The organism is Pseudomonas sp. Irchel 3A7 (assembly GCF_900187565.1).
Classification (GTDB): Bacteria; Pseudomonadota; Gammaproteobacteria; order Pseudomonadales; family Pseudomonadaceae; genus Aquipseudomonas.
Window position 1 is genome coordinate 451577 of record NZ_FYED01000003.1, and the last position, 20301, is coordinate 471877.

Below are 20301 nucleotides of genomic sequence, written 5' to 3' on the forward strand. Positions count from 1 at the left end.
TTTGTGTTCATTTACGGGCTAGCATTGGCCCATGCCTTCATCACTGTTCTTCGTTTCGGATTGCCCACCCATGACTGCCCATCGAATTGGTTTCCTGATTTGGCCCAGCACTAAAGCACTGACGCTTGCGCTGGCTGAGGAGGCCTTGCGTGTTGCCCAGCGTGTGCATCCGGACGTGGTCTACGAACTGTCGTTCTTGCAAGCTGAACCGCCAACCGAAGGCGCCTGGCAATTGCCCGGCGAAGCCTGGACCGGCAAGCTCGAAAACTTCCAGAAACTGTTCCTGCTTGCCGACGAGCCGCCGACGACTTTGGCGCCGGCGCTCAGCAGTGCGTTGAAGCAACTGGTGCGTTCCGGGTGTGTGATCGGTGGCCTGTCGGCCGGTGTCTATCCGTTGGCGCAACTCGGCTTGCTCGATGGCTATCGCGCGGCCGTGCACTGGCGCTGGCAGGATGATTTTGCCGAACGCTTCCCGAAGGTCATTGCCACCAGTCATCTGTTCGATTGGGACCGCGACCGCCTGACTGCGTGTGGCGGCATGTCGGTACTCGACCTGTTGCTGGCGGTGTTGGCCCGTGATCATGGTGCGGAGCTGGCCGGTGCGGTGTCGGAAGAGCTGGTGGTCGAGCGTATCCGTGAAGGCGGCGAGCGTCAGCGCATTCCATTGCAGAATCGCCTCGGCTCCAGCCATCCGAAGCTCACCCAGGCCGTGTTGCTGATGGAAGCCAACATCGAAGAACCGCTGACCACCGACGAAATCGCCCAGCATGTGTGCGTCTCCCGTCGACAACTGGAGCGGATCTTCAAGCAATACCTCAACCGTGTGCCGAGCCAGTACTACCTGGAGCTGCGCCTGAACAAGGCCCGGCAGATGTTGATGCAAACCAGCAAGTCGATCATTCAGATCGGCCTGTCTTGCGGCTTTTCCTCGGGGCCGCATTTTTCCAGCGCCTACCGCAACTTCTTCGGCGCCACGCCGCGGGAAGATCGCAACCAGCGACGCAGCAGCAGTCCGTTCGAGTTGTCGTCGGTGCCGTCCGAGCGCGGCTGACCGCTGGCGCAGTTTGCGCAAATCAAATCCCCCGCAACCCTGCCGCTAACCCTGTCGGACAGTTAAACTGCGCCTTTGCGACCCTATATGTCGCATTGCCGTAAACCCGGGAAAATCCGGGGTTTGCGCTATAAGAAGTTGTCGCTTGGCGGCAAGGCCGGGCTGAAAACTGTCCTTACAATCCCCCCATCGCTCGCCAGTTTCAGGCGAGTGTTTTCTCTTCAGGAGACTCCGATGTCCGTTGAGCACGCTGCGGTACAACGCGCCGATTTCGACCAGGTTATGGTTCCCAACTACGCGCCTGCCGCCTTCATTCCTGTGCGTGGCGCCGGTTCCCGCGTCTGGGACCAGTCCGGTCGCGAGCTGATCGACTTCGCCGGCGGGATTGCCGTAAACGTATTGGGCCATGCGCACCCGGCGCTGGTCGGTGCCTTGACCGAGCAGGCCAACAAGCTGTGGCACGTGTCCAACGTGTTCACCAATGAGCCGGCCCTGCGCCTGGCCCATAAACTGATCGATGCCACCTTTGCCGAGCGTGCGTTCTTCTGCAACTCCGGCGCCGAAGCCAACGAGGCCGCCTTCAAGCTGGCCCGTCGCGTCGGCCACGATCGTTTCGGCAGCGAGAAGTACGAAATCATCGCCGCCCTCAACAGCTTCCACGGTCGTACCCTGTTCACCGTGAACGTCGGTGGCCAGTCGAAGTATTCCGATGGTTTCGGTCCGAAAATCACCGGTATCACCCACGTGCCGTACAACGACCTGGCCGCGCTGAAAGCTGCCATTTCCGACAAGACTTGCGCGGTGGTGCTGGAGCCGATTCAGGGCGAAAGCGGTGTGATCCCGGCTGAACTCGAATACCTGCAAGGCGCCCGCGAACTCTGCACCGCGCACAACGCGCTGCTGATTTTCGACGAAGTGCAAACCGGCATGGGCCGTACCGGCAAACTGTTTGCGTACCAGCATTACGGCGTGACCCCGGACATCCTGACCAGCGCCAAGAGCCTGGGCGGCGGTTTCCCGATCGCGGCGATGCTGACCACCGAAGACCTGGCCAAGCACCTGGTCGTCGGCACCCACGGCACCACCTACGGCGGCAACCCGCTGGCGTGCGCGGTCGCCGAAGCGGTGATCGACGTGATCAACACCCCTGAAGTGCTGGCCGGCGTCAACGCCAAGCACGACAAGTTCAAGGCACGCCTGGAGCAGATCGGCGAGAAGTACGGCCTGTTCACCAAGGTGCGTGGCCTGGGCCTGTTGATCGGATGCGTGTTGACCGATGCCTGGAAAGGCAAGGCCAAGGACATCTTCAACGCCGCTGAAAAAGAAGGCCTGATGGTGTTGCAAGCGGGCCCGGACGTGGTGCGTTTCGCCCCGAGCCTGGTGGTGGAAGACGCCGATATCGATGCCGGTCTGGACCGCTTCGAACGCGCTGCGGCAAAACTGACGCAAGCCTGATAGCTCCTCGGCGCCTGACCGTTCAGGCGTCGAACCAAATTTTTATGCCGTGCCCGCTCTATCTATATATGTGGGAGCGAGCCCGCTCGCGAAGAGGGCCGACAGCCAACATCGTTGTTGTCTGAAAGGACGCATTCGCGAGCAGGCTCGCTCCCACAGTGTCGCGCTGAGTGGCCCGGCTTATTTCCTCAAAGAGTTTTTAGAAAGGAGTGACACCATGCTGGTGATGCGCCCCGCGCAAATGGCTGATCTGGGCGAGGTACAGCGTCTGGCTGCGGACAGCCCGATTGGTGTCACTTCCTTGCCGGATGACGTTGAACGCCTGAGCGACAAGATCGCCGCGAGCGAAGCGTCATTCGCCGCCGAGGTGAGCTTCAACGGTGAAGAGAGTTATTTCTTCGTCCTCGAAGACACCACCACCGGCAAGCTGGTGGGCTGTTCGGCCATCGTTGCCTCCGCCGGTTATTCCGAGCCGTTCTACAGCTTCCGTAATGAAACCTTCGTTCACGCTTCCCGCGAGCTGAAGATTCATAACAAGATTCATGTGCTCTCCCAGTGCCACGACCTGACCGGTAACAGCCTGCTGACCAGTTTCTACGTGCAGCGCGAGCTGGTGGGTTCGCCTTGGGCCGAACTCAATTCCCGTGGACGCCTGCTGTTCGTGGCCAGCCATCCGGAGCGCTTTGCCGATTCCGTGGTGACCGAGATCGTCGGCTACAGCGATGAAAATGGCGATTCGCCGTTCTGGGATGCCATCGGCCGCAACTTCTTCGACCTCAACTACGCTGAAGCCGAGCGTCTGTGCGGCCTGAAGAGCCGTACGTTCCTGGCCGAACTGATGCCGCATTACCCGATCTACGTGCCGCTGCTGCCGGACTCCGCGCAGGAAGCGATGGGCCAGGTGCACCCGCGGGCACAAATCACCTTCGACATCCTGATGCGCGAAGGCTTCGAGACCGATCACTACATCGATATTTTCGACGGCGGCCCGACCTTGCATGCCCGCGTCTCGGGGATCCGTTCGATTGCCCAGAGCCGCGTGGTACCGGTGAAAATCGGCGAGCCGGTCAAAGGTGTCGGTCGACAGTATCTGGTGGCCAACGCGCAGTTGCAGGATTACCGCGCCGTCATGCTTGAGCTCGATTACGCGCCAGGCAAACCCGTGACCCTGGACCTGGAAGCGGCCGAAGCCCTGGGTGTCGGTGAAGGTGCGAGCGTGCGCCTGGTGGCGGTTTAACGCCTGCTTCAAAAAAATGCCTGAAAAGCAGCGAGTTTCACGGGTGGCGCAAGCGGCCCGTTTGAGGAGATAGCATGATCGTTCGTCCCGTACGCAGCAGCGATTTACCCGCTCTGATCGACCTGGCCCGCAGCACCGGCACCGGCCTGACCACTTTGCCGGCCAACGAAGAGCGTCTGGCCCATCGGGTCGGCTGGGCCGAGAAGACCTTTCGCGGTGAAGCCGGGCGGGGCGATGCGGACTACCTGTTCGTGCTCGAAGATGACGACGGTCGCGTGGTGGGCATTTCCGCCATCGCCGGCGCGGTTGGTCTGCGTGAGCCCTGGTACAACTTCCGCGTCGGTCTGACGGTGAGTGCTTCGCAGGAGCTGAACATCTATCGCGAAATCCCGACGCTGTTCCTGGCCAACGACCTGACCGGCAACTCCGAGCTGTGCTCGCTGTTCCTGCACGCCGATTTCCGCAGTGGCCTTAACGGCCGCATGCTGTCCAAGGCGCGGATGCTGTTCATCGCCGAGTTCCCGCAACTGTTCGGCAACAAGATCATCGCCGAGATGCGCGGTGTGTCCGATGACGCCGGGCGTTCGCCGTTCTGGGAAAGCCTGGGCCGCCACTTCTTCAAGATGGAATTCAGCCAGGCCGATTACCTGACCGGCGTGGGCAACAAGGCGTTCATCGCCGAACTGATGCCCAAATTCCCGCTGTACACCTGCTTCCTGTCGCCGGATGCGCGCAACGTGATCGGTCAGGTGCACCCTGATACCGAGCCTGCGCTGTCGATGCTCAAGAGCGAAGGTTTCAGCTATCAAGGCTACGTCGACATTTTCGACGCAGGCCCCGCGATCGAGTGCGAAACCGGCAAGATCCGCGCCGTACGCGACAGTCAGGCGCTGGTGCTGGCCATCGGCACGCCGGGTGACGACGCCACGCCATTCATTATCCACAACCGCAAGCGCGAAGAGTGCCGGATCACTGCCGCACCCGCACGCTTCGCCGCCGGCACGCTGGTGGTCGACCCGCTGACCGCCAAACGTCTTCAACTCAACGCCGGCGATCAGGTGCGCGCCGTTCCGTTGTCCGCAGCCCGGGAGTCGAAATAATGAAGTCGCTATACATTGCAGGTGAATGGCTGGCCGGTCAGGGCGAAGCCTTTGAGTCGCTGAACCCGGTGACCCAGCAAGTGCTGTGGTCCGGTCAAGGCGCCACGGCCGCTCAGGTTGAATCGGCGGTGCAAGCGGCGCGTCAGGCGTTCCCGGGTTGGGCTCGCCGGACCCTGGAAGAGCGTATCTCGGTGCTGGAGGCCTTTGCCGCTGCACTGAAGAGCCATGCTGACGAACTGGCCCGCACCATCGGTGAGGAAACCGGCAAGCCCCTGTGGGAATCGGCGACCGAAGTCACCAGCATGGTCAACAAGATTGCAATCTCGGTCCAGAGCTACCGCGAGCGCACTGGCGAGAAGAGCGGCCCGCTGGGCGACGCCACCGCCGTATTGCGTCACAAGCCACATGGTGTTGTAGCGGTGTTTGGTCCCTACAATTTCCCTGGCCACTTGCCCAACGGGCATATCGTGCCGGCGTTGCTGGCCGGTAACAGCGTGCTGTTCAAGCCTAGCGAGCTGACGCCCAAAGTCGCCGAGCTGACGGTCAAATGCTGGATCGAGGCCGGTTTGCCGGCCGGTGTGCTGAACCTGCTGCAAGGCGCCCGCGAAACCGGTATCGCTTTGGCGGCGAACCCGGGCATCGACGGTCTGTTCTTCACCGGTTCCAGCCGCACCGGCAATCACCTGCATAATCAATTCGCCGGTCGCCCGGACAAGATCCTCGCGCTGGAGATGGGCGGCAACAACCCGTTGGTGGTCGATCAGGTCGCCGATGTGGATGCTGCTGTTTACACCATTATTCAGTCGGCGTTCATTTCTGCCGGTCAACGCTGCACCTGTGCGCGCCGCTTGCTGGTGCCGCAAGGCGCGTGGGGCGACGCATTGCTGGCGCGATTGGTGGCGGTCAGCTCGACCCTCTCGGTCGGTGCCTTCGATCAGCAACCGGCGCCGTTCATGGGCTCGGTGATTTCCCTTGGCGCGGCCAAAGCATTGATGGAAGCCCAGGAGCATTTGTTGGCCAACGGTGCGCTGGCCTTGCTGGAAATGACTCAACCTCAGGCTCAGGCCGCATTGTTGACCCCTGGCATTCTCGACGTGACCGCCGTGACCGAACGCCCGGACGAAGAGCTGTTCGGCCCGTTGCTGCAAGTGATCCGCTACGCTGATTTTGAAGCGGCGATCGCTGAAGCCAACGACACTGCGTACGGTCTGGCGGCGGGGCTGCTGTCGGATTCCGAGGCGTGCTATCAGCAATTCTGGCTGGAAAGCCGCGCCGGTATCGTCAACTGGAACAAGCAACTGACCGGTGCTGCGAGCAGCGCGCCTTTCGGCGGCGTCGGCGCTTCGGGCAACCATCGCGCCAGTGCCTACTACGCGGCGGATTACTGCGCGTATCCAGTGGCCTCGCTGGAAACCCCTAACCTGGTGTTGCCCGCAGCGCTTACACCTGGTGTGAAGATGGCGTGATGCCCAATCGCGGGCAAGCCCGCTCCCACAAGGTCCGAGTCGTACACAAATTATGTGAACACTGTTGAACCTGTGGGAGCGGGCTTGCCCGCGATGGCCGCGACGCGGTCTTACTCAATTGTTACTAGAAGCCTATAACAAACAGATTCTCGTGGAGCCTCGCTGATGAAATCCTATGAAGTCAATTTTGACGGTCTAGTGGGGCCGACCCATAACTACGGCGGCCTGTCCTACGGCAACGTCGCATCCCAGAGCAACAGCCAGCAGTCTTCGAACCCGAAGGAAGCAGCGCTGCAAGGCCTGGCGAAGATGAAAGCACTGATGGACATGGGCTTTCAGCAAGGCGTGCTGGCGCCACAGGAGCGCCCGGACGTGGCGGCACTGCGTCGCCTGGGCTTTGGCGGCACCGACGCTGAAGTGATCGAACGCGCGGCAAAAGACGCGATGCCGCTGCTGGTCGCCAGCTGCTCGGCGTCGAGCATGTGGGTTGCCAACGCCGCCACCGTCAGCCCGAGTGCCGACACTGCGGATGGCCGCGTGCACTTCACCGCCGCTAACCTCAATTGCAAATACCACCGCAGCATCGAACACCCGACCACCAGCCGCGTGCTGGGGGCAATGTTCGCCGACCAGAAACACTTCGCGCACCACGCGGCCCTGCCGGCCGTGGCCCAGTTCGGTGACGAAGGCGCGGCCAACCACACCCGTTTCTGCCGCGAATACGGCGAAGCCGGTGTCGAGTTCTTCGTGTTCGGTCGCAGTGCGTTCGATAACCGCTACCCGGCTCCGCAGAAGTACCCGGCCCGCCAGACCCTGGAAGCGTCCCAGGCCGTGGCGCGTCTGCATGGCTTGAAGGATGACGGTGTGGTCTATGCCCAGCAGAATCCATCGGTGATCGATCAGGGTGTGTTCCACAATGACGTGATCGCCGTGGGTAACGGTGAGGTGTTGTTCTACCACGAGGACGCGTTCCTCGAGACCGAACAGATGCTCGCTGAACTGCAGAGCAAACTCGCCAAGGTCGGTGGGAAATTTCAGTCAATCTGCGTACCGCGTTCCGCGGTAACCGTGGAAGACGCGGTTCGGTCCTACCTGTTCAATAGCCAACTGCTGTCGCGTCCTGACGGTTCCATGCTGTTGATCGTCCCGGAAGAATGCCATGGCAACGAACGTGTCTGGCAGTATCTGCAGGGTTTGACCAGCTCCGGCGGCCTGATCCGGGAAGTGAAAGTTTTCGATCTCAAGCAAAGCATGCAGAACGGCGGTGGCCCCGCTTGCCTGAGGTTGCGCGTCGCGCTCAACGAAACCGAACTGGCGGCGGTCAATCAAGGCGTTATCATGACGGCACCGTTGTACGGCACATTGACCGAATGGGTTAACAAGCACTACCGCGACCGCATGACCGAAAACGATCTTGCGGACCCGCAATTGCTGCTTGAGTGCCGGACGGCACTGGATGAACTGACGCAAATCCTTAAACTGGGCGCGGTTTATCCATTCCAGATCAATTGATCGACGGCGCGCTTTCGGGCACGACAGCGCGTCGCTTCATCTCCAATGAGAGCGTAATTACATGAGCGACAAACTGCAGCTGATCCTTGAAGACACCGACGGTACGCAACTGGAAACTTCCTGCACCCGCGTCGCGGTCATGTGGCAAGGCAAAGAGCTGTGGATCCAGCAAGACGGCCGCGGCCAATTGCTGATCGGCGTGGACGTCGAAGAAGGTGACGCCGAATACGCCAACCTGCTGTTGCGCCCATTGGCGACTAATCTGGTAAGTCTGCAACTGGAGATGGAACCGGCTGAGCTCGGCGACGACGAGGATCACGTTCACGGCCCGGATTGCAACCACGACCACTAAGGAAACCGCTCTATGCTCGCCCTCGGCAAACTGCTTGAACTGACCCTCGCCGGCCGCGAACCGGCGGAGAAGACTCAACTGACTGTCGAAGGCGTGCGCATGCGCTGGTTGAGCGAGGGCGCGCTGGAAGTCCGGCCGCCCGAAGCGCGCGACAATGGCCTGGATCTGCTGCTGTCAGCGGGGATCCACGGCAACGAAACAGCACCGATCGAATTGCTTGATCGACTGTTGCATGACATCGCTCGCGGCGATCTGAAGCCGCGCGCACGCATTCTGTTCCTGTTCGGCAATCCTGAAGCGATTCGCAAGGGTGAGCGTTTCGTCGAGCAGGACGTCAATCGGCTGTTCAATGGCCGTCACGAACAAAGCAGCGGCTCCGAAGCCTTGCGCGCCTGTGAACTGGAGCGCCTGGCCGCCAGTTTCTTCAGCCTGCCGGATCGCCAGCGCCTGCACTACGACCTGCACACCGCGATCCGCGGTTCGAAAATCGAGCAGTTCGCACTGTACCCATGGAAAGAAGACCGCCAGCATTCGCGCCAGGAGCTGGCTCGTCTGCGCGCCGCCGGCATGGAAGCGGTGTTGCTGCAGAACAAACCGTCCATCGTCTTCAGTTCCTACACCTACGACAAGCTCGGCGCCGAGTCTTTCACCCTCGAGCTGGGCAAGGCGCGACCATTCGGGCAGAACGACGGTGTCAACGTGTCCCGGCTGGAAACCCGCCTCAAACAGATCATCGAAGGCACCGAGCCGGAGTCGACTGAACAAGCGCTTGATGGGTTGCAGCTGTTCAGCGTGGCGCGGGAAATCATCAAGCACAGCGACAGCTTCCGCTTGAACCTGCCGGCGGACATCGAGAACTTTTCCGAATTGGACGTGGGTTATTTGCTGGCTGAGGACATCGCCAATACCCGCTGGATCATCGAGGAAGAGGGCGCCCGGATCATCTTTCCGAACCCCAAGGTGAAGAACGGCCTGCGCGCCGGCATCCTGATCGTGCCGACCACCGACGAAAACCTGGCTTGATTACGATCTCAGGTTTGTCATGGAACCCATGTGGGAGCGAGCCTGCTCGCGAAGACGGATTAACAAACGACATCACCTTTGAATGTTAAACCGCTTTCGCGAGCAGGCTCGCTCCCACAGGTATTTTGGTGGTTAGACGGCTACCGCACGCGGCTCAGTGCGACGCAACGCACGCACCTTGCTCAACGTATCTGCACAAGTCTTCGCCGCTTCCTGGCCTTTATGCACAAAATGCTCGAAGAAGAACTTCTGGTGCTCTTCACCGGCATGGAAGTGGTGCGGGGTCAGGGACACCGAGAACACCGGCACTTCGGTTTCCAGTTGAACCTGCATCAGGCCGCTGACCACAGACTGGGCGACGAATTCGTGACGGTAGATCCCGCCGTCCACCACCAGGGCTGCCGCGACAATGCCGGCATAACGGCCGGTCTTGGCCAGCAACTTGGCATGCAAGGGCATTTCAAAAGCCCCGCCGACTTCGAAGAAGTCGATGTCGGATTCCTGATAACCCTGGGCAATCATTTCCGCGACGAAGCCTTTACGGCTCTGGTCAACGATTTCCTTGTGCCAGCAGGCCTGGATGAACGCAACGCGCTCGCCCTGATGGTGTTTGCTTTTGCTGTCGATTGCGGTGGGTTGCATGTTCTGACTCCTGTTTGTGTGAAAAACAGGGCGTTATGAATCGAATGGGATTTAAGGGTGCGCAGGCACAAGTGCCTGCGGACGGCGCTTTGGCATAGAGCCTTGGCGGCGCCAATCCCGTTCTCTCTTCATCCGGACTATGACCGTCGGCCCCGGGATCACACCGGGTCTGCTGACCTTGCCGCCAGTCACCGCCGAAGCCGTGCCGTCACCAAGCGCTCGCGGGCTATGCGCATTGCGCGCAATTACCGCCGGTGGGGAGTTGCACCCCGCCCTGAGAACGTTTTGCCGCCCGATTGTCGGGCGGCGCAGCGTTTTTAACACATATTTCGCACCTGTGCATTGCTGCTATCTGATGATTGCTATCGACTTTTTCGTCGAATGAATAAGCCTTTTGCTCTTCAAGGGTTGATTATTCGTCGGCATGACCACAGTAATTCCTACCTGAAAGGGATTTTCCCCTGCTAACCGAGGCCAGATTCATGAGCGTTATCGATCTTCGCAGCGACACAGTCACCCAGCCCACCGCCGGCATGCTCGACGCGATGGCCTCAGCGGCCACCGGGGATGACGTTTATGGCGAAGATCCGACAGTCAATCGTCTGGAAGCCGAGTTGGCAAAACGCCTGGGTTTTGCCGCGGCACTGTTTGTCCCGACCGGCACCATGAGCAATCTGCTGGGATTGATGGCCCATTGCGAGCGCGGTGATGAGTACATCGTCGGCCAACAAGCCCATACCTATAAGTACGAAGGGGGTGGGGCGGCAGTGCTGGGTTCGATCCAGCCGCAACCGCTGGAAGTGCAGGCCAATGGTTCGCTGGACCTGGCGCAGGTTGCCGCCGCGATCAAACCGGACGACTTCCACTTCGCCCGCACCCGCCTGCTGGCGCTGGAAAACACCATGCAGGGCAAGGTCCTGCCCCTGGATTACCTGGCCCGAGCCCGCAGCTTTACCCGTGAACACGGGTTACAGCTGCATCTGGACGGTGCCCGGCTGTATAACGCGGCGGTCAAGCTGGGTGTCGATGCCCGGGAGATCGCCCAGCATTTCGATTCCGTCTCGGTCTGCCTGTCCAAAGGCCTGGGCGCGCCGGTCGGTTCGGTGTTGTGCGGTTCGGCGCAGTTGATCGCCAAGGCGCGGCGCTTGCGCAAGATGGTTGGCGGCGGCATGCGCCAGGCCGGGATTCTGGCGGCGGCAGGCTTGTATGCCTTGGATAACAACGTCCAGCGGCTGGCTGTCGACCACGCCAACGCCCAATCGCTGGCCGAAGGCCTGCGCGCGGCGGGTTATGAGGTCGAGCCGGTACAGACCAACATGGTTTACGTGAACATGGGTGACCGTGCCGAGGCGATCAAGGCGTTTGCCGCCGAACGCGGGGTCAAGCTCAGCGCTGCCGCACGCTTGCGGATGGTCACGCACATGGACGTCAGCGCTGGGCAAATCGAGCAGGTCGTCGCGACATTCGTCGACTTTTCCCGTAAGTGATAGCGTTAGCAGTCCAATTGACCGTTTCTATCGTATAAACACGCTGTACCCCGCGCGCAGGGCCGATATAATGCGGCCCTTTGCCGTCGTTTCGTCTGTTGACGTTTCGAACAGGCCTTTGGCCGCAGCCTCCGTGGAAGAACCTAATGAAAAGCGCAGAAATCCGTGAAGCCTTCCTTCGCTTCTTCGAAGAGCAAGGCCACACCCGTGTAGCCTCCAGCTCTTTGATTCCGGGCAACGACCCAACCCTGCTGTTCACCAACGCGGGGATGAACCAGTTCAAGGACTGCTTCCTGGGCCAGGAAAAGCGCGCGTACACCCGCGCCGTCAGCAGCCAGAAATGCGTGCGCGCCGGCGGCAAGCACAACGACCTGGAAAACGTCGGTTATACCGCTCGTCACCACACGTTCTTCGAAATGCTGGGTAACTTCAGCTTCGGTGATTACTTCAAGCGTGATGCAATCACCTACGCCTGGAACTTCCTGACCTCCGAGAAGTGGCTGAACCTGCCGAAGGAAAAGCTCTGGGTCACCGTCTACGCCAGCGATGACGAGGCGTATGACATCTGGACCAAGGAAATCGGCGTTCCGGCCGAGCGCATGGTTCGCATCGGCGACAACAAGGGTGCGCCGTACGCTTCCGACAACTTCTGGACCATGGGCGATACCGGCCCGTGCGGTCCTTGCACCGAGATTTTCTACGATCACGGCGCCGACATCTGGGGTGGCCCACCCGGCTCGCCGGAAGAAGACGGCGACCGTTACATCGAAATCTGGAACAACGTGTTCATGCAGTTCAACCGCACCGCCGACGGCGTGCTGCACCCGCTGCCAGCACCGTCGGTGGATACCGGCATGGGCCTGGAGCGGATCAGTGCCGTGCTGCAGCACGTTCACTCGAACTATGAGATCGACCTGTTCCAGAGCCTGCTGAACGCATCGGCCAAGGCCATCGGTTGCACCAATGACGCCCAGGCTTCCCTGAAAGTCGTGGCTGACCACATTCGCTCCTGCGGTTTCCTGATTGCCGACGGCGTGCTGCCGTCCAATGAAGGCCGTGGCTACGTACTGCGCCGGATCATTCGTCGCGCTTGCCGTCATGGCAACAAGCTGGGCGCCAAGGGCAGCTTCTTCTACCAGATCGTCGCGGCGTTGGTCGCCGAGATGGGCGAAGCCTTCCCTGAGCTGAAGTCCCAGCAGGCACACATCGAACGTGTACTGAAAGCCGAAGAAGAGCAATTCGCCAAGACCCTGGAACAGGGCCTGAAAATCCTCGAGCAGGATCTGGCCGAGCTCAAAGGCGACGTGGTGCCGGGCGATGTCGTGTTCAAGCTCTACGACACCTACGGTTTCCCGATGGACCTGACCGGCGACATCGCCCGTGAGCGCAGCCTGACCATCGACGAAGCAGGTTTTGAGCGCGAAATGGAAGCCCAGCGCGTCCGTGCACGTTCGGCCAGCTCCTTCGGCATGGACTACAACAGCCTGGTCAAGGTCGACGTCGACACCGAGTTCACCGGTTACCACGCGACCAAAGGTTCGGCGAAAGTCGTTGCTCTCTATAAAGACGGGCAGTCGGTCGACGTATTAAGTGAAGGCGAAGAGGGCGTCGTGGTTTTGAACCAGACTCCGTTCTATGCCGAATCCGGTGGCCAGGTTGGCGACTGTGGTTATCTGCAGGCCGGTGCTTCGCGTTTCGACGTACGCGACACCACCAAGACTGGCGGCGCGTTCCTGCACCATGGCGTACTGGCTTCGGGCAGTCTGATCGTTGGTACACCAGTGGAAACCCATGTCGAAGCAGAGGTGCGTCACGCTACCTCGCTGAACCACTCGGCCACTCACTTGCTGCACGCCGCGTTGCGTCAGGTGCTGGGCGATCACGTTCAGCAGAAAGGCTCGCTGGTTGACAGTCAGCGCCTGCGCTTCGACTTCAGCCACTTTGAAGCCGTCAAGCCTGAGCAACTGAAGGCCCTGGAAGAGATCGTCAACGCCGAGATTCGCAAGAACTCCGCTGTTGAAACCGAAGAAACCGATATCGAAACCGCCAAACAGAAAGGCGCCATGGCGCTGTTCGGTGAGAAGTACGGCGACAGCGTGCGCGTGCTGAGCATGGGCGGGGATTTCTCCGTTGAACTGTGCGGTGGTATCCACGCCAGCCGTACCGGCGACATTGGCCTGCTGAAAATCATCAGCGAAGGCGGTGTGGCCTCTGGTGTGCGTCGTATCGAGGCAGTCACCGGTGCTGCGGCACTGGCCTACTTGAATGCGGCTGAAGAACAACTCAAGGAAGCGGCCAACCTGGTCAAGGGCAGCCGCGACAACCTGATCGACAAGCTGTCGGCTGTGCTGGAGCGCAACCGTCTGCTGGAGAAGCAACTCGAGCAGTTGCAAGCCAAGGCGGCCAGCGCGGCCGGTGACGATCTGTCGGCGCAAGCGCAGGACGTCAAGGGCGTGAAAGTGTTGGCCGTGCGTCTGGACGGCCAGGACGGCAAGGCGCTGCTGGGGCTGGTCGATCAGCTGAAAAACAAACTCGGTCGCGCAGTGATCCTGCTCGGCAGTGTCCATGAGGAAAAGGTCGTTCTGGTTGCAGGCGTAACCAAAGACCTGACTGGCCAACTCAAAGCCGGTGATTTGATGAAGCAAGCCGCTGCGGCAGTGGGCGGGAAGGGTGGTGGTCGTCCAGACATGGCGCAGGGCGGCGGTACCGACGCTGGCGCACTGGATGCAGCACTGGCGCTGACCGTTCCATTTGTAGAGCAGGGTTTATAAGGCAGGGTGTCCGGCCCGCAGTCTAGTGGCGGGCCGGTACGCTGTTTGAGTGATTATTTGGGCGCCCTTCATGGGCAGAGGCGGCTTTGAAATGGCTTTGATCGTACAGAAATTTGGAGGCACCTCGGTCGGCACTGTCGAGAGAATCGAGCAGGTCGCCGACAAGGTTAAGAAATTCCGCGATGCCGGCGATGACCTGGTGGTTGTGCTGTCTGCAATGAGCGGCGAAACCAACCGTCTGATCGATCTGGCCAAGCAAATCAGTGGCGACGGCCAACCGGTTCCTCGTGAACTGGATGTGATCGTGTCCACCGGTGAGCAGGTGACGATTGCCCTGTTGGCCATGGCGCTGATGAAGCGTGGTGTGCCCGCGGTGTCCTACACCGGCAATCAGGTACGGATTCTGACGGATAGCGCGCACAATAAAGCGCGTATCTTGCAGATTGATGACCAGAAGATTCGCGGCGACCTGAAGGCCGGTCGCGTGGTGGTTGTCGCCGGTTTCCAGGGCGTCGACGAACACGGCAACATCACCACGCTCGGTCGTGGCGGTTCCGACACCACCGGCGTAGCCCTGGCGGCAGCCCTGAAGGCTGACGAGTGCCAGATCTACACCGACGTCGACGGTGTCTACACCACCGACCCGCGCGTGGTGTCCGTGGCTCAACGCCTGGACAAGATCACCTTCGAAGAGATGCTGGAAATGGCCAGCCTCGGTTCCAAGGTGTTGCAGATCCGTGCGGTGGAATTCGCCGGCAAGTACAACGTTCCGCTGCGCGTATTGCACAGCTTCAAGGAGGGTCCGGGCACCCTCATTACTATTGATGAAGAGGAAACCATGGAACAGCCGATCATTTCCGGCATCGCTTTCAATCGCGATGAAGCCAAGCTGACCATCCGTGGTGTGCCAGACACCCCGGGCGTTGCGTTCAAGATTCTCGGCCCTATCAGCGCCGCGAACATCGAAGTCGACATGATCGTGCAGAACGTTGCGCACGATAACACCACCGACTTCACCTTCACGGTGCACCGCAATGACTATCAGGCGGCACAAGGCGTGCTGGAAAACACCGCTCGTGAGATCGGTGCCCGTGAAGTCGTTGGCGACACCAAGATCGCCAAGGTGTCGATCGTCGGCGTTGGCATGCGCTCTCACGCAGGCGTAGCCAGCCGCATGTTCGAATCCCTGGCCAAGGAAAGCATCAACATCCAGATGATCTCGACTTCGGAAATCAAGGTTTCCGTAGTGATCGAAGAGAAGTATCTGGAACTGGCTGTGCGCGCCCTGCACACGGCTTTCGATCTGGACGCACCGGTCCGCCAGGGCGAGTGATGCGTTCACCAAAGGGCGCGGTCTGACCGCGCCCTTTGTTTTTTTGAATGGCGTGACCCCGAGGCTGTTCTTTTGCTCGCGCTAGTCAATACTCAGGCATGTAGGCCGCGACCGCGTTGGTTGTAGGTCGAGTGCCTTTTTTTTGCAGACTGTTGTCCCTGAAATGTAAGGCGTGAGGAGAAAGGTATGTTGATTCTGACTCGTCGGTGCGCAGAAAGCCTGATTATTGGTGATGGCGAAATCACCGTGACCGTGCTCGGCGTCAAAGGAAATCAGGTGCGTATTGGTGTGAATGCGCCTAAAGAGGTGGCTGTCCACCGTGAGGAAATTTACCTGCGCATCAAGAAAGAGAAGGACGAAGAACCAAGCCATTAATTTTTATCGTTTTTTATGTTTGCAAACGGGGAAGAAGCTGGTTAATATACGCCCCGTGTTGCGGAGAGCTGGCCGAGTGGCCGAAGGCGCTCCCCTGCTAAGGGAGTACACCTCACAAGGGTGTCGGGGGTTCGAATCCCCCGTTCTCCGCCATTATTTGCGTAGTACGTTGTAATCTGGCTTCTTCGGTAAGTTGTTGAAATTACTAGAAAAAAGCGCTTTACAAACAGATTGAACGGCCTATAATGCGCGGCAACAAATGCACTCGTAGCTCAGCTGGATAGAGTACTCGGCTACGAACCGAGCGGTCACAGGTTCGAATCCTGTCGAGTGCACCATTTAAGAGTTGTTTGCAGTAATGTGAGCTACTCTGTTTCAACCAGTTGTGGTCTGGTTTAAAAACACAAATGCACTCGTAGCTCAGCTGGATAGAGTACTCGGCTACGAACCGAGCGGTCACAGGTTCGAATCCTGTCGAGTGCACCATACAACAGAAAGCCCGCATTTAATGCGGGCTTTTTGCCGTCTGGGATTTGGCTTTTCCTTTCGTGCATCCGTTCTCATCGAATTCAATGTTCGCGCCACGGCCTCGTTTGTTTTCGTAGCGATAGCGTGTGCTCGAGTTCCGAATACTGATCTTGTCTGGCTTGCCGAGAGCGCTTTCGACGTCTCGCTGAGTCATGCCCGCGATAATCCGCTGATTGATGATTGCTTCCCGCCGCTCTTTCGCGCTGATCAGATTTCCGCATTTGTCTTGGGCCTTGCCGACAACAGTTGGAACTCTTCTCTGGATTTTAGTGCCGGGTGTATCGCCACGCTCGGTTTCAGGCATTAGAGCTGTCACTGCGCCAGCGGGTGCGGGCGTGCGGACATCCTGGAGCGAAAAGCTTTCGCCTGTCGTGCAGCTCAGCGTGGTAAAGGTGATGTGCCCGTTGTCCGCCTCGCATCGGTGAATGGTCGTGGCAAGTGCCAAGGGCGAGCAGAGCAGGCTGATGAGTAAAGAATAGTGTGCGCTCGGTGGCATCGGGCGTCCTCCATGACGTTGTTCTCAAGCGTAGTCGCCACATTTTTCCGCTGCGGTGTGTTTTCTTTTCAGGATAAGTCGTCGCAGTTTCAAGGATCAGGATGGCGCTCAGGTTTGTCTTGCAAGCGCTTGTTTCAGCCGCGATTTTTTAACATTTAAAACCGTCAGGCGGTGTATCATTGCGCCCGTCAGCCCCGCCGGGGCTTGTGGAATACCTCCATGGACTTACCCAGTAGTTACTCAGTAAAACGTTTTTCCAATCATGAATTGACTGATTGATCCTTCCGGCGTGTTCCACTGCTGGGAGTGGAGTTCGCCTATGTCTGAAGTTGAAGTAAAGAAAACACAGGAAAGCTTGCAGGACCGCCTCGCTCAGGTTGTTGAGCTGTTGCAGCGTCAGCGAGTGGTTGAAGACCTGACCCACCGCCAGGAAGGCCCGCATCACGATCGGGTCGAAAACCTGGTTCACCGGCAGAACCTCGTCGAATTGCAGCGCAAGCTCGACGACCTGCACTCCGCCGACGTCGCCTATATCCTTGAAGCCTTGCCGCTGGACGATCGTCTGACGCTCTGGCAATTGGTCAAGGCTGATCGCGACGGCGACATCCTTCTCGAAGTATCCGACTCGGTCCGTGAAACCCTGATCGCCGACATGGACGATCATGAGCTCCTGGCTGCCGCCAAGGACATGGATGCCGACGAACTTGCTGACCTGGCTTCCGAGCTGCCGCGAGATGTCGTCCACGAGCTGATGGAAACCCTCGATGCCCAGCAGCGCGAGCGCGTGCGGTCTGCGTTGTCTTACGACGAGGAGCAGGTCGGTGCATTGATGGACTTCGAGATGGTGACCATCCGCGAGGATGTCAGTCTCGAAGTGGTTCTGCGTTACCTGCGGCGTCTCAAGGAGCTGCCCGGTCATACAGACAAGCTGTTCGTGGTCGACTATGACGGCGTCCTCAAGGGCGTTCTGCCGATCAAGCGTTTATTGGTCAACGATCCGGAAAAGCAGGTTTCTGAAGTCATGGCCAGTGATCCGGTGAGTTTTCATCCGGACGAAGAAGCCTACGATGCCGCCCAGGCGTTCGAGCGCTACGACCTGATTTCCGCACCTGTGGTCGATAAAAACGGCAAGCTGATTGGTCGTTTGACTATCGATGAGATGGTCGACCTGATTCGTGAAGAGAGCGAAAACGAAGTTCTCAACATGGCGGGTCTGCGTGAAGAAGAAGATATTTTTGCATCGGTCTGGAAGTCGTTGCGCAACCGTTGGGCCTGGCTGGCGGTGAACTTGATCACTGCATTCGTCGCATCTCGGGTGATTGGCCTGTTTGAAGGTTCCATCGAAAAGCTCGTGGCGCTTGCCGCGCTGATGCCGATCGTTGCGGGCATTGGTGGCAATTCCGGTAATCAGACCATCACCATGATCGTTCGGGCCATGGCGCTGGACCAGGTCAGCACCGGTAATACTTCGCGACTCATGCGTAAGGAGTTGGCGGTAGCGCTGATCAATGGTGTGATCTGGGGTGGTGTGATCGGGGTTGTTGCTTACCTGCTTTATGGCAGCTGGTCGTTGGGGGTGGTGATGACTGCTGCCATGACGCTCAACTTGTTGCTTGCTGCGTTGATGGGCGTTTTGATTCCGATGACGCTCGCGCGGCTTGGGCGCGATCCGGCAATGGGGGCCAGTGTGATGATCACGGCCATGACAGATAGTGGTGGGTTCTTTATTTTCCTTGGGCTGGCCACGATCTTCCTGCTCTGAGTTTTATTCCAGTAAGGCCCGCTACCCAGCGGGCTTTTTTTTGCCTGAATTTCAGGCAAAAAAAAGCCAGCGATCAGGCTGGCTTGAGCTTTCAATGTGAGTCAGGAGGCGTCAGTGGCCATCTCGGCATCATGGGCAATGAGTGAGACGAGTGCGTTTTGCTGGCGGTGGGAGAGTTGGCGGAAGCGTTGCAGCAATTCGCGTTCGTGCAATGAAAGCTCTGGGCTGTCCAGGCGCATGCTTAGTTCTTCGCCCAGCGCACCTTCCTGAATAAGGCTCTGCTCAAGGCGCGCGATGATTTCGGAGTTCATGCTGCGGTGATGATTGCGAGCCACCTCGGCAATGCGTTCACGCATTCCGTCTGGCAGACGTACGACGAACTTGTCAGCCGTACGGCTGGAATAAATTGCCTGTTTCAATGGGCGCATATATTTAACCGGTTAGTTCAGGGGAGCGGTTCTCGGGATTGGCCGCAGGATGTCTGATACGACAAGCGCTATGGCCAAATGTTCAACCTGAATTGATAGAGGCGCGCATCATGCCTCAAACTTGCCAGATCATTGGCGTCAATTCTGTGACAAATATTGAACTGGGTAAAGGCGTTATGCCAGCACCAATTATCAGAAATGCGGACTGGTTTGGAAAGCTGTCCAGATCCGTATCGCCGGTTGCGTCCTCTGCCTGACAGTCGACGTCAAGATTTCTGACGGGCATGTCATACGAATCGATCACTGTTCCTTACCCTTTACAGGATAGTGGCAAATGGCCGATTTACTAGAGATGGATAGGCGGTGAGGGCGATTTAGGATGGATGGCAGAGGATTTTGTCATAGGGGGCTTCAGGATCTGGCCGGGAGGGGCTGTCGAGTGGTATTTGTCCGGCGCTTCCGCTGGCGTGAGGAAGGTGTCATGAGTCGCCTCGTGATTTTCCAGGTAAAACTTCGTCGTCTTCTGAAGCATCCTCCTACACTTAAAAAGCCCACGGATGACATGACAAAGGTGGGCTTGCCCGTTAACATGCACGCCGTCTATCGCTCTGCGTATTCTCGCGGGCAATTTGTGTCTCAGTAGCTCAATTGGATAGAGCATCCCCCTCCTAAGGGGAAGGTTGGCAGTTCGAACCTGCCCTGGGACACCACCTTTTCATAACCCTCCAATCTCTCTTTCCTCGCATTTCATTGGCAGTGGCTAAGTGCTTACTGTCCGGATGTGGCTCCTTCTATATAGAAGAAGCGATGTTTCCCCCTTTTTGCACCTTATTAATAGAAAAACCAAATCAGTGCTTGACGGCAGATTTCAGATGTCTATAATTCGCCCCACTTCCGGCGCAGTCGAAACGGAAAACTCCTTGGTAAACAATGAGTTACGCAGTTTTCGGCAGCAGGTTGCTTCAGGTCATCGAAGCCGAAAGGAAGTTGAAAAAGAGGTGTTGACAGCAGCGAGTAACGCTGTAGAATTCGCCTCCCGCTGACGAGAGATCGAAAGCGCAAGTGGTTGAAGTTGTTGAGGAAAACCTTGAAAACTTCTGAAAATAATCACTTGACAGCAAATGAGGCTGCTGTAGAATGCGCGCCTCGGTTGAGACGAAAGCTCTTAACCAACCGCTCTTTAACAACTGAATCAAGCAATTCGTGTGGGTGCTTGTGGTATCAGACTGCTAGTCAACAGATTATCAGCATCACAAGTTACTCCGCGAGAAATCAAAGATGTA

16 protein-coding genes, 4 tRNA genes and 1 riboswitch are annotated in these 20301 nt (G+C 58.6%); of the genes, 17 read left to right on the forward strand and 3 right to left on the reverse strand.

The annotated features are described in order from the left end of the window. Positions 1-70 precede the first annotated feature (70 nt). From argR to astE, 8 genes are all read left to right on the forward strand, one after another. A complete protein-coding gene (gene argR / locus CKW21_RS07035) occupies positions 71-1051 on the forward strand; it encodes a transcriptional regulator ArgR (RefSeq protein ID WP_095193269.1) in 981 nt (326 codons plus the stop codon). Positions 1052-1285: 234 nt separating this feature from the next. Beyond that, the gene (locus CKW21_RS07040) at positions 1286-2506 is read left to right on the forward strand and encodes an aspartate aminotransferase family protein (protein ID WP_095193270.1); all 1221 of its coding nucleotides are present in this window, start codon (positions 1286-1288) and stop codon (positions 2504-2506) included. Between the two features lie 217 nt (positions 2507-2723). Next, positions 2724-3743 carry an arginine/ornithine succinyltransferase subunit alpha gene (gene aruF, locus CKW21_RS07045; RefSeq protein WP_095193271.1) on the forward strand — a complete coding sequence of 340 codons (1020 nt, stop codon included), beginning with the start codon at positions 2724-2726 and terminating at the stop codon, positions 3741-3743. Positions 3744-3817: 74 nt separating this feature from the next. Continuing rightward, entirely contained in the window at positions 3818-4843 is a 1026-nt protein-coding gene (gene astA / locus CKW21_RS07050) for an arginine N-succinyltransferase (RefSeq protein ID WP_095193272.1), read from the forward strand. Next, on the forward strand, positions 4840-6309 hold the full coding sequence (astD, locus tag CKW21_RS07055) for a succinylglutamate-semialdehyde dehydrogenase (protein ID WP_170948640.1): 1470 nt from the start codon (positions 4840-4842) through the stop codon (positions 6307-6309). The genes astA and astD overlap by 4 nt, the downstream gene beginning before the upstream one ends. 165 nt (positions 6310-6474) lie before the next feature. After that, positions 6475-7821, forward strand: coding sequence for an N-succinylarginine dihydrolase (astB, locus tag CKW21_RS07060; protein ID WP_095193274.1), 1347 nt, complete (start codon positions 6475-6477; stop codon positions 7819-7821). Positions 7822-7882: 61 nt separating this feature from the next. Beyond that, positions 7883-8173 carry a topoisomerase II gene (locus CKW21_RS07065; protein WP_095193275.1) on the forward strand — a complete coding sequence of 97 codons (291 nt, stop codon included), beginning with the start codon at positions 7883-7885 and terminating at the stop codon, positions 8171-8173. Positions 8174-8185: 12 nt separating this feature from the next. Next, positions 8186-9196 (forward strand): succinylglutamate desuccinylase, encoded by a 1011-nt coding sequence (gene astE, locus CKW21_RS07070; RefSeq protein WP_095193276.1) that lies wholly within the window; start codon positions 8186-8188, stop codon positions 9194-9196. Positions 9197-9328: 132 nt separating this feature from the next. Here the strand turns inward: astE and CKW21_RS07075 are convergent, their stop codons facing one another. After that, positions 9329-9838, reverse strand: a complete 510-nt coding sequence (locus tag CKW21_RS07075) for a 6,7-dimethyl-8-ribityllumazine synthase (protein WP_095193277.1) — start codon at positions 9836-9838, stop codon at positions 9329-9331. Between the two features lie 115 nt (positions 9839-9953). After that, a riboswitch (FMN riboswitch) is annotated at positions 9954-10124 on the reverse strand. A gap of 196 nt (positions 10125-10320) precedes the next feature. Between CKW21_RS07075 and ltaE the strand changes: the two genes are divergently transcribed. The 7 genes from ltaE to CKW21_RS07110 all read left to right on the forward strand — a co-directional run bounded on the left by ltaE (position 10321) and on the right by CKW21_RS07110 (position 16290). Beyond that, complete coding sequence (ltaE, locus tag CKW21_RS07080) at positions 10321-11325, forward strand: low-specificity L-threonine aldolase (protein WP_095193278.1); 1005 nt, start codon at positions 10321-10323, stop codon at positions 11323-11325. A 146-nt stretch (positions 11326-11471) separates the two neighbouring features. Continuing rightward, positions 11472-14096 (forward strand): alanine--tRNA ligase, encoded by a 2625-nt coding sequence (gene alaS / locus CKW21_RS07085; protein ID WP_095193279.1) that lies wholly within the window; start codon positions 11472-11474, stop codon positions 14094-14096. 91 nt (positions 14097-14187) lie between these two features. Beyond that, a complete protein-coding gene (locus CKW21_RS07090) occupies positions 14188-15429 on the forward strand; it encodes an aspartate kinase (protein WP_095193280.1) in 1242 nt (413 codons plus the stop codon). A gap of 186 nt (positions 15430-15615) precedes the next feature. After that, positions 15616-15804: a carbon storage regulator CsrA gene (gene csrA, locus CKW21_RS07095; protein WP_002554426.1), complete on the forward strand. Its 189-nt coding sequence runs from the start codon at positions 15616-15618 to the stop codon at positions 15802-15804. 62 nt (positions 15805-15866) lie between these two features. Next, a tRNA-Ser gene (locus CKW21_RS07100) sits at positions 15867-15957 on the forward strand. Positions 15958-16065: 108 nt separating this feature from the next. Then, positions 16066-16142 (forward strand) — tRNA-Arg (locus CKW21_RS07105). A gap of 71 nt (positions 16143-16213) precedes the next feature. After that, a tRNA-Arg gene (locus CKW21_RS07110) sits at positions 16214-16290 on the forward strand. A 19-nt stretch (positions 16291-16309) separates the two neighbouring features. On the opposite strand, the gene CKW21_RS07115 is transcribed toward CKW21_RS07110, so the two are convergent. Beyond that, positions 16310-16828 (reverse strand): cell envelope protein SmpA, encoded by a 519-nt coding sequence (locus CKW21_RS07115; RefSeq protein ID WP_095193281.1) that lies wholly within the window; start codon positions 16826-16828, stop codon positions 16310-16312. Positions 16829-17147: 319 nt separating this feature from the next. On the opposite strand from CKW21_RS07115, the gene mgtE reads away from it, so the two are divergent. Next, positions 17148-18590: a magnesium transporter gene (gene mgtE / locus CKW21_RS07120; protein ID WP_095193282.1), complete on the forward strand. Its 1443-nt coding sequence runs from the start codon at positions 17148-17150 to the stop codon at positions 18588-18590. A 101-nt stretch (positions 18591-18691) separates the two neighbouring features. On the opposite strand, the gene CKW21_RS07125 is transcribed toward mgtE, so the two are convergent. Then, positions 18692-19018, reverse strand: a complete 327-nt coding sequence (locus CKW21_RS07125; RefSeq protein ID WP_008154293.1) for an Arc family DNA-binding protein — start codon at positions 19016-19018, stop codon at positions 18692-18694. A 633-nt stretch (positions 19019-19651) separates the two neighbouring features. Between CKW21_RS07125 and CKW21_RS07135 the strand changes: the two genes are divergently transcribed. Next, positions 19652-19728, forward strand: a tRNA-Arg gene (locus CKW21_RS07135). The last annotated feature ends 573 nt before the right edge of the window (positions 19729-20301 follow it).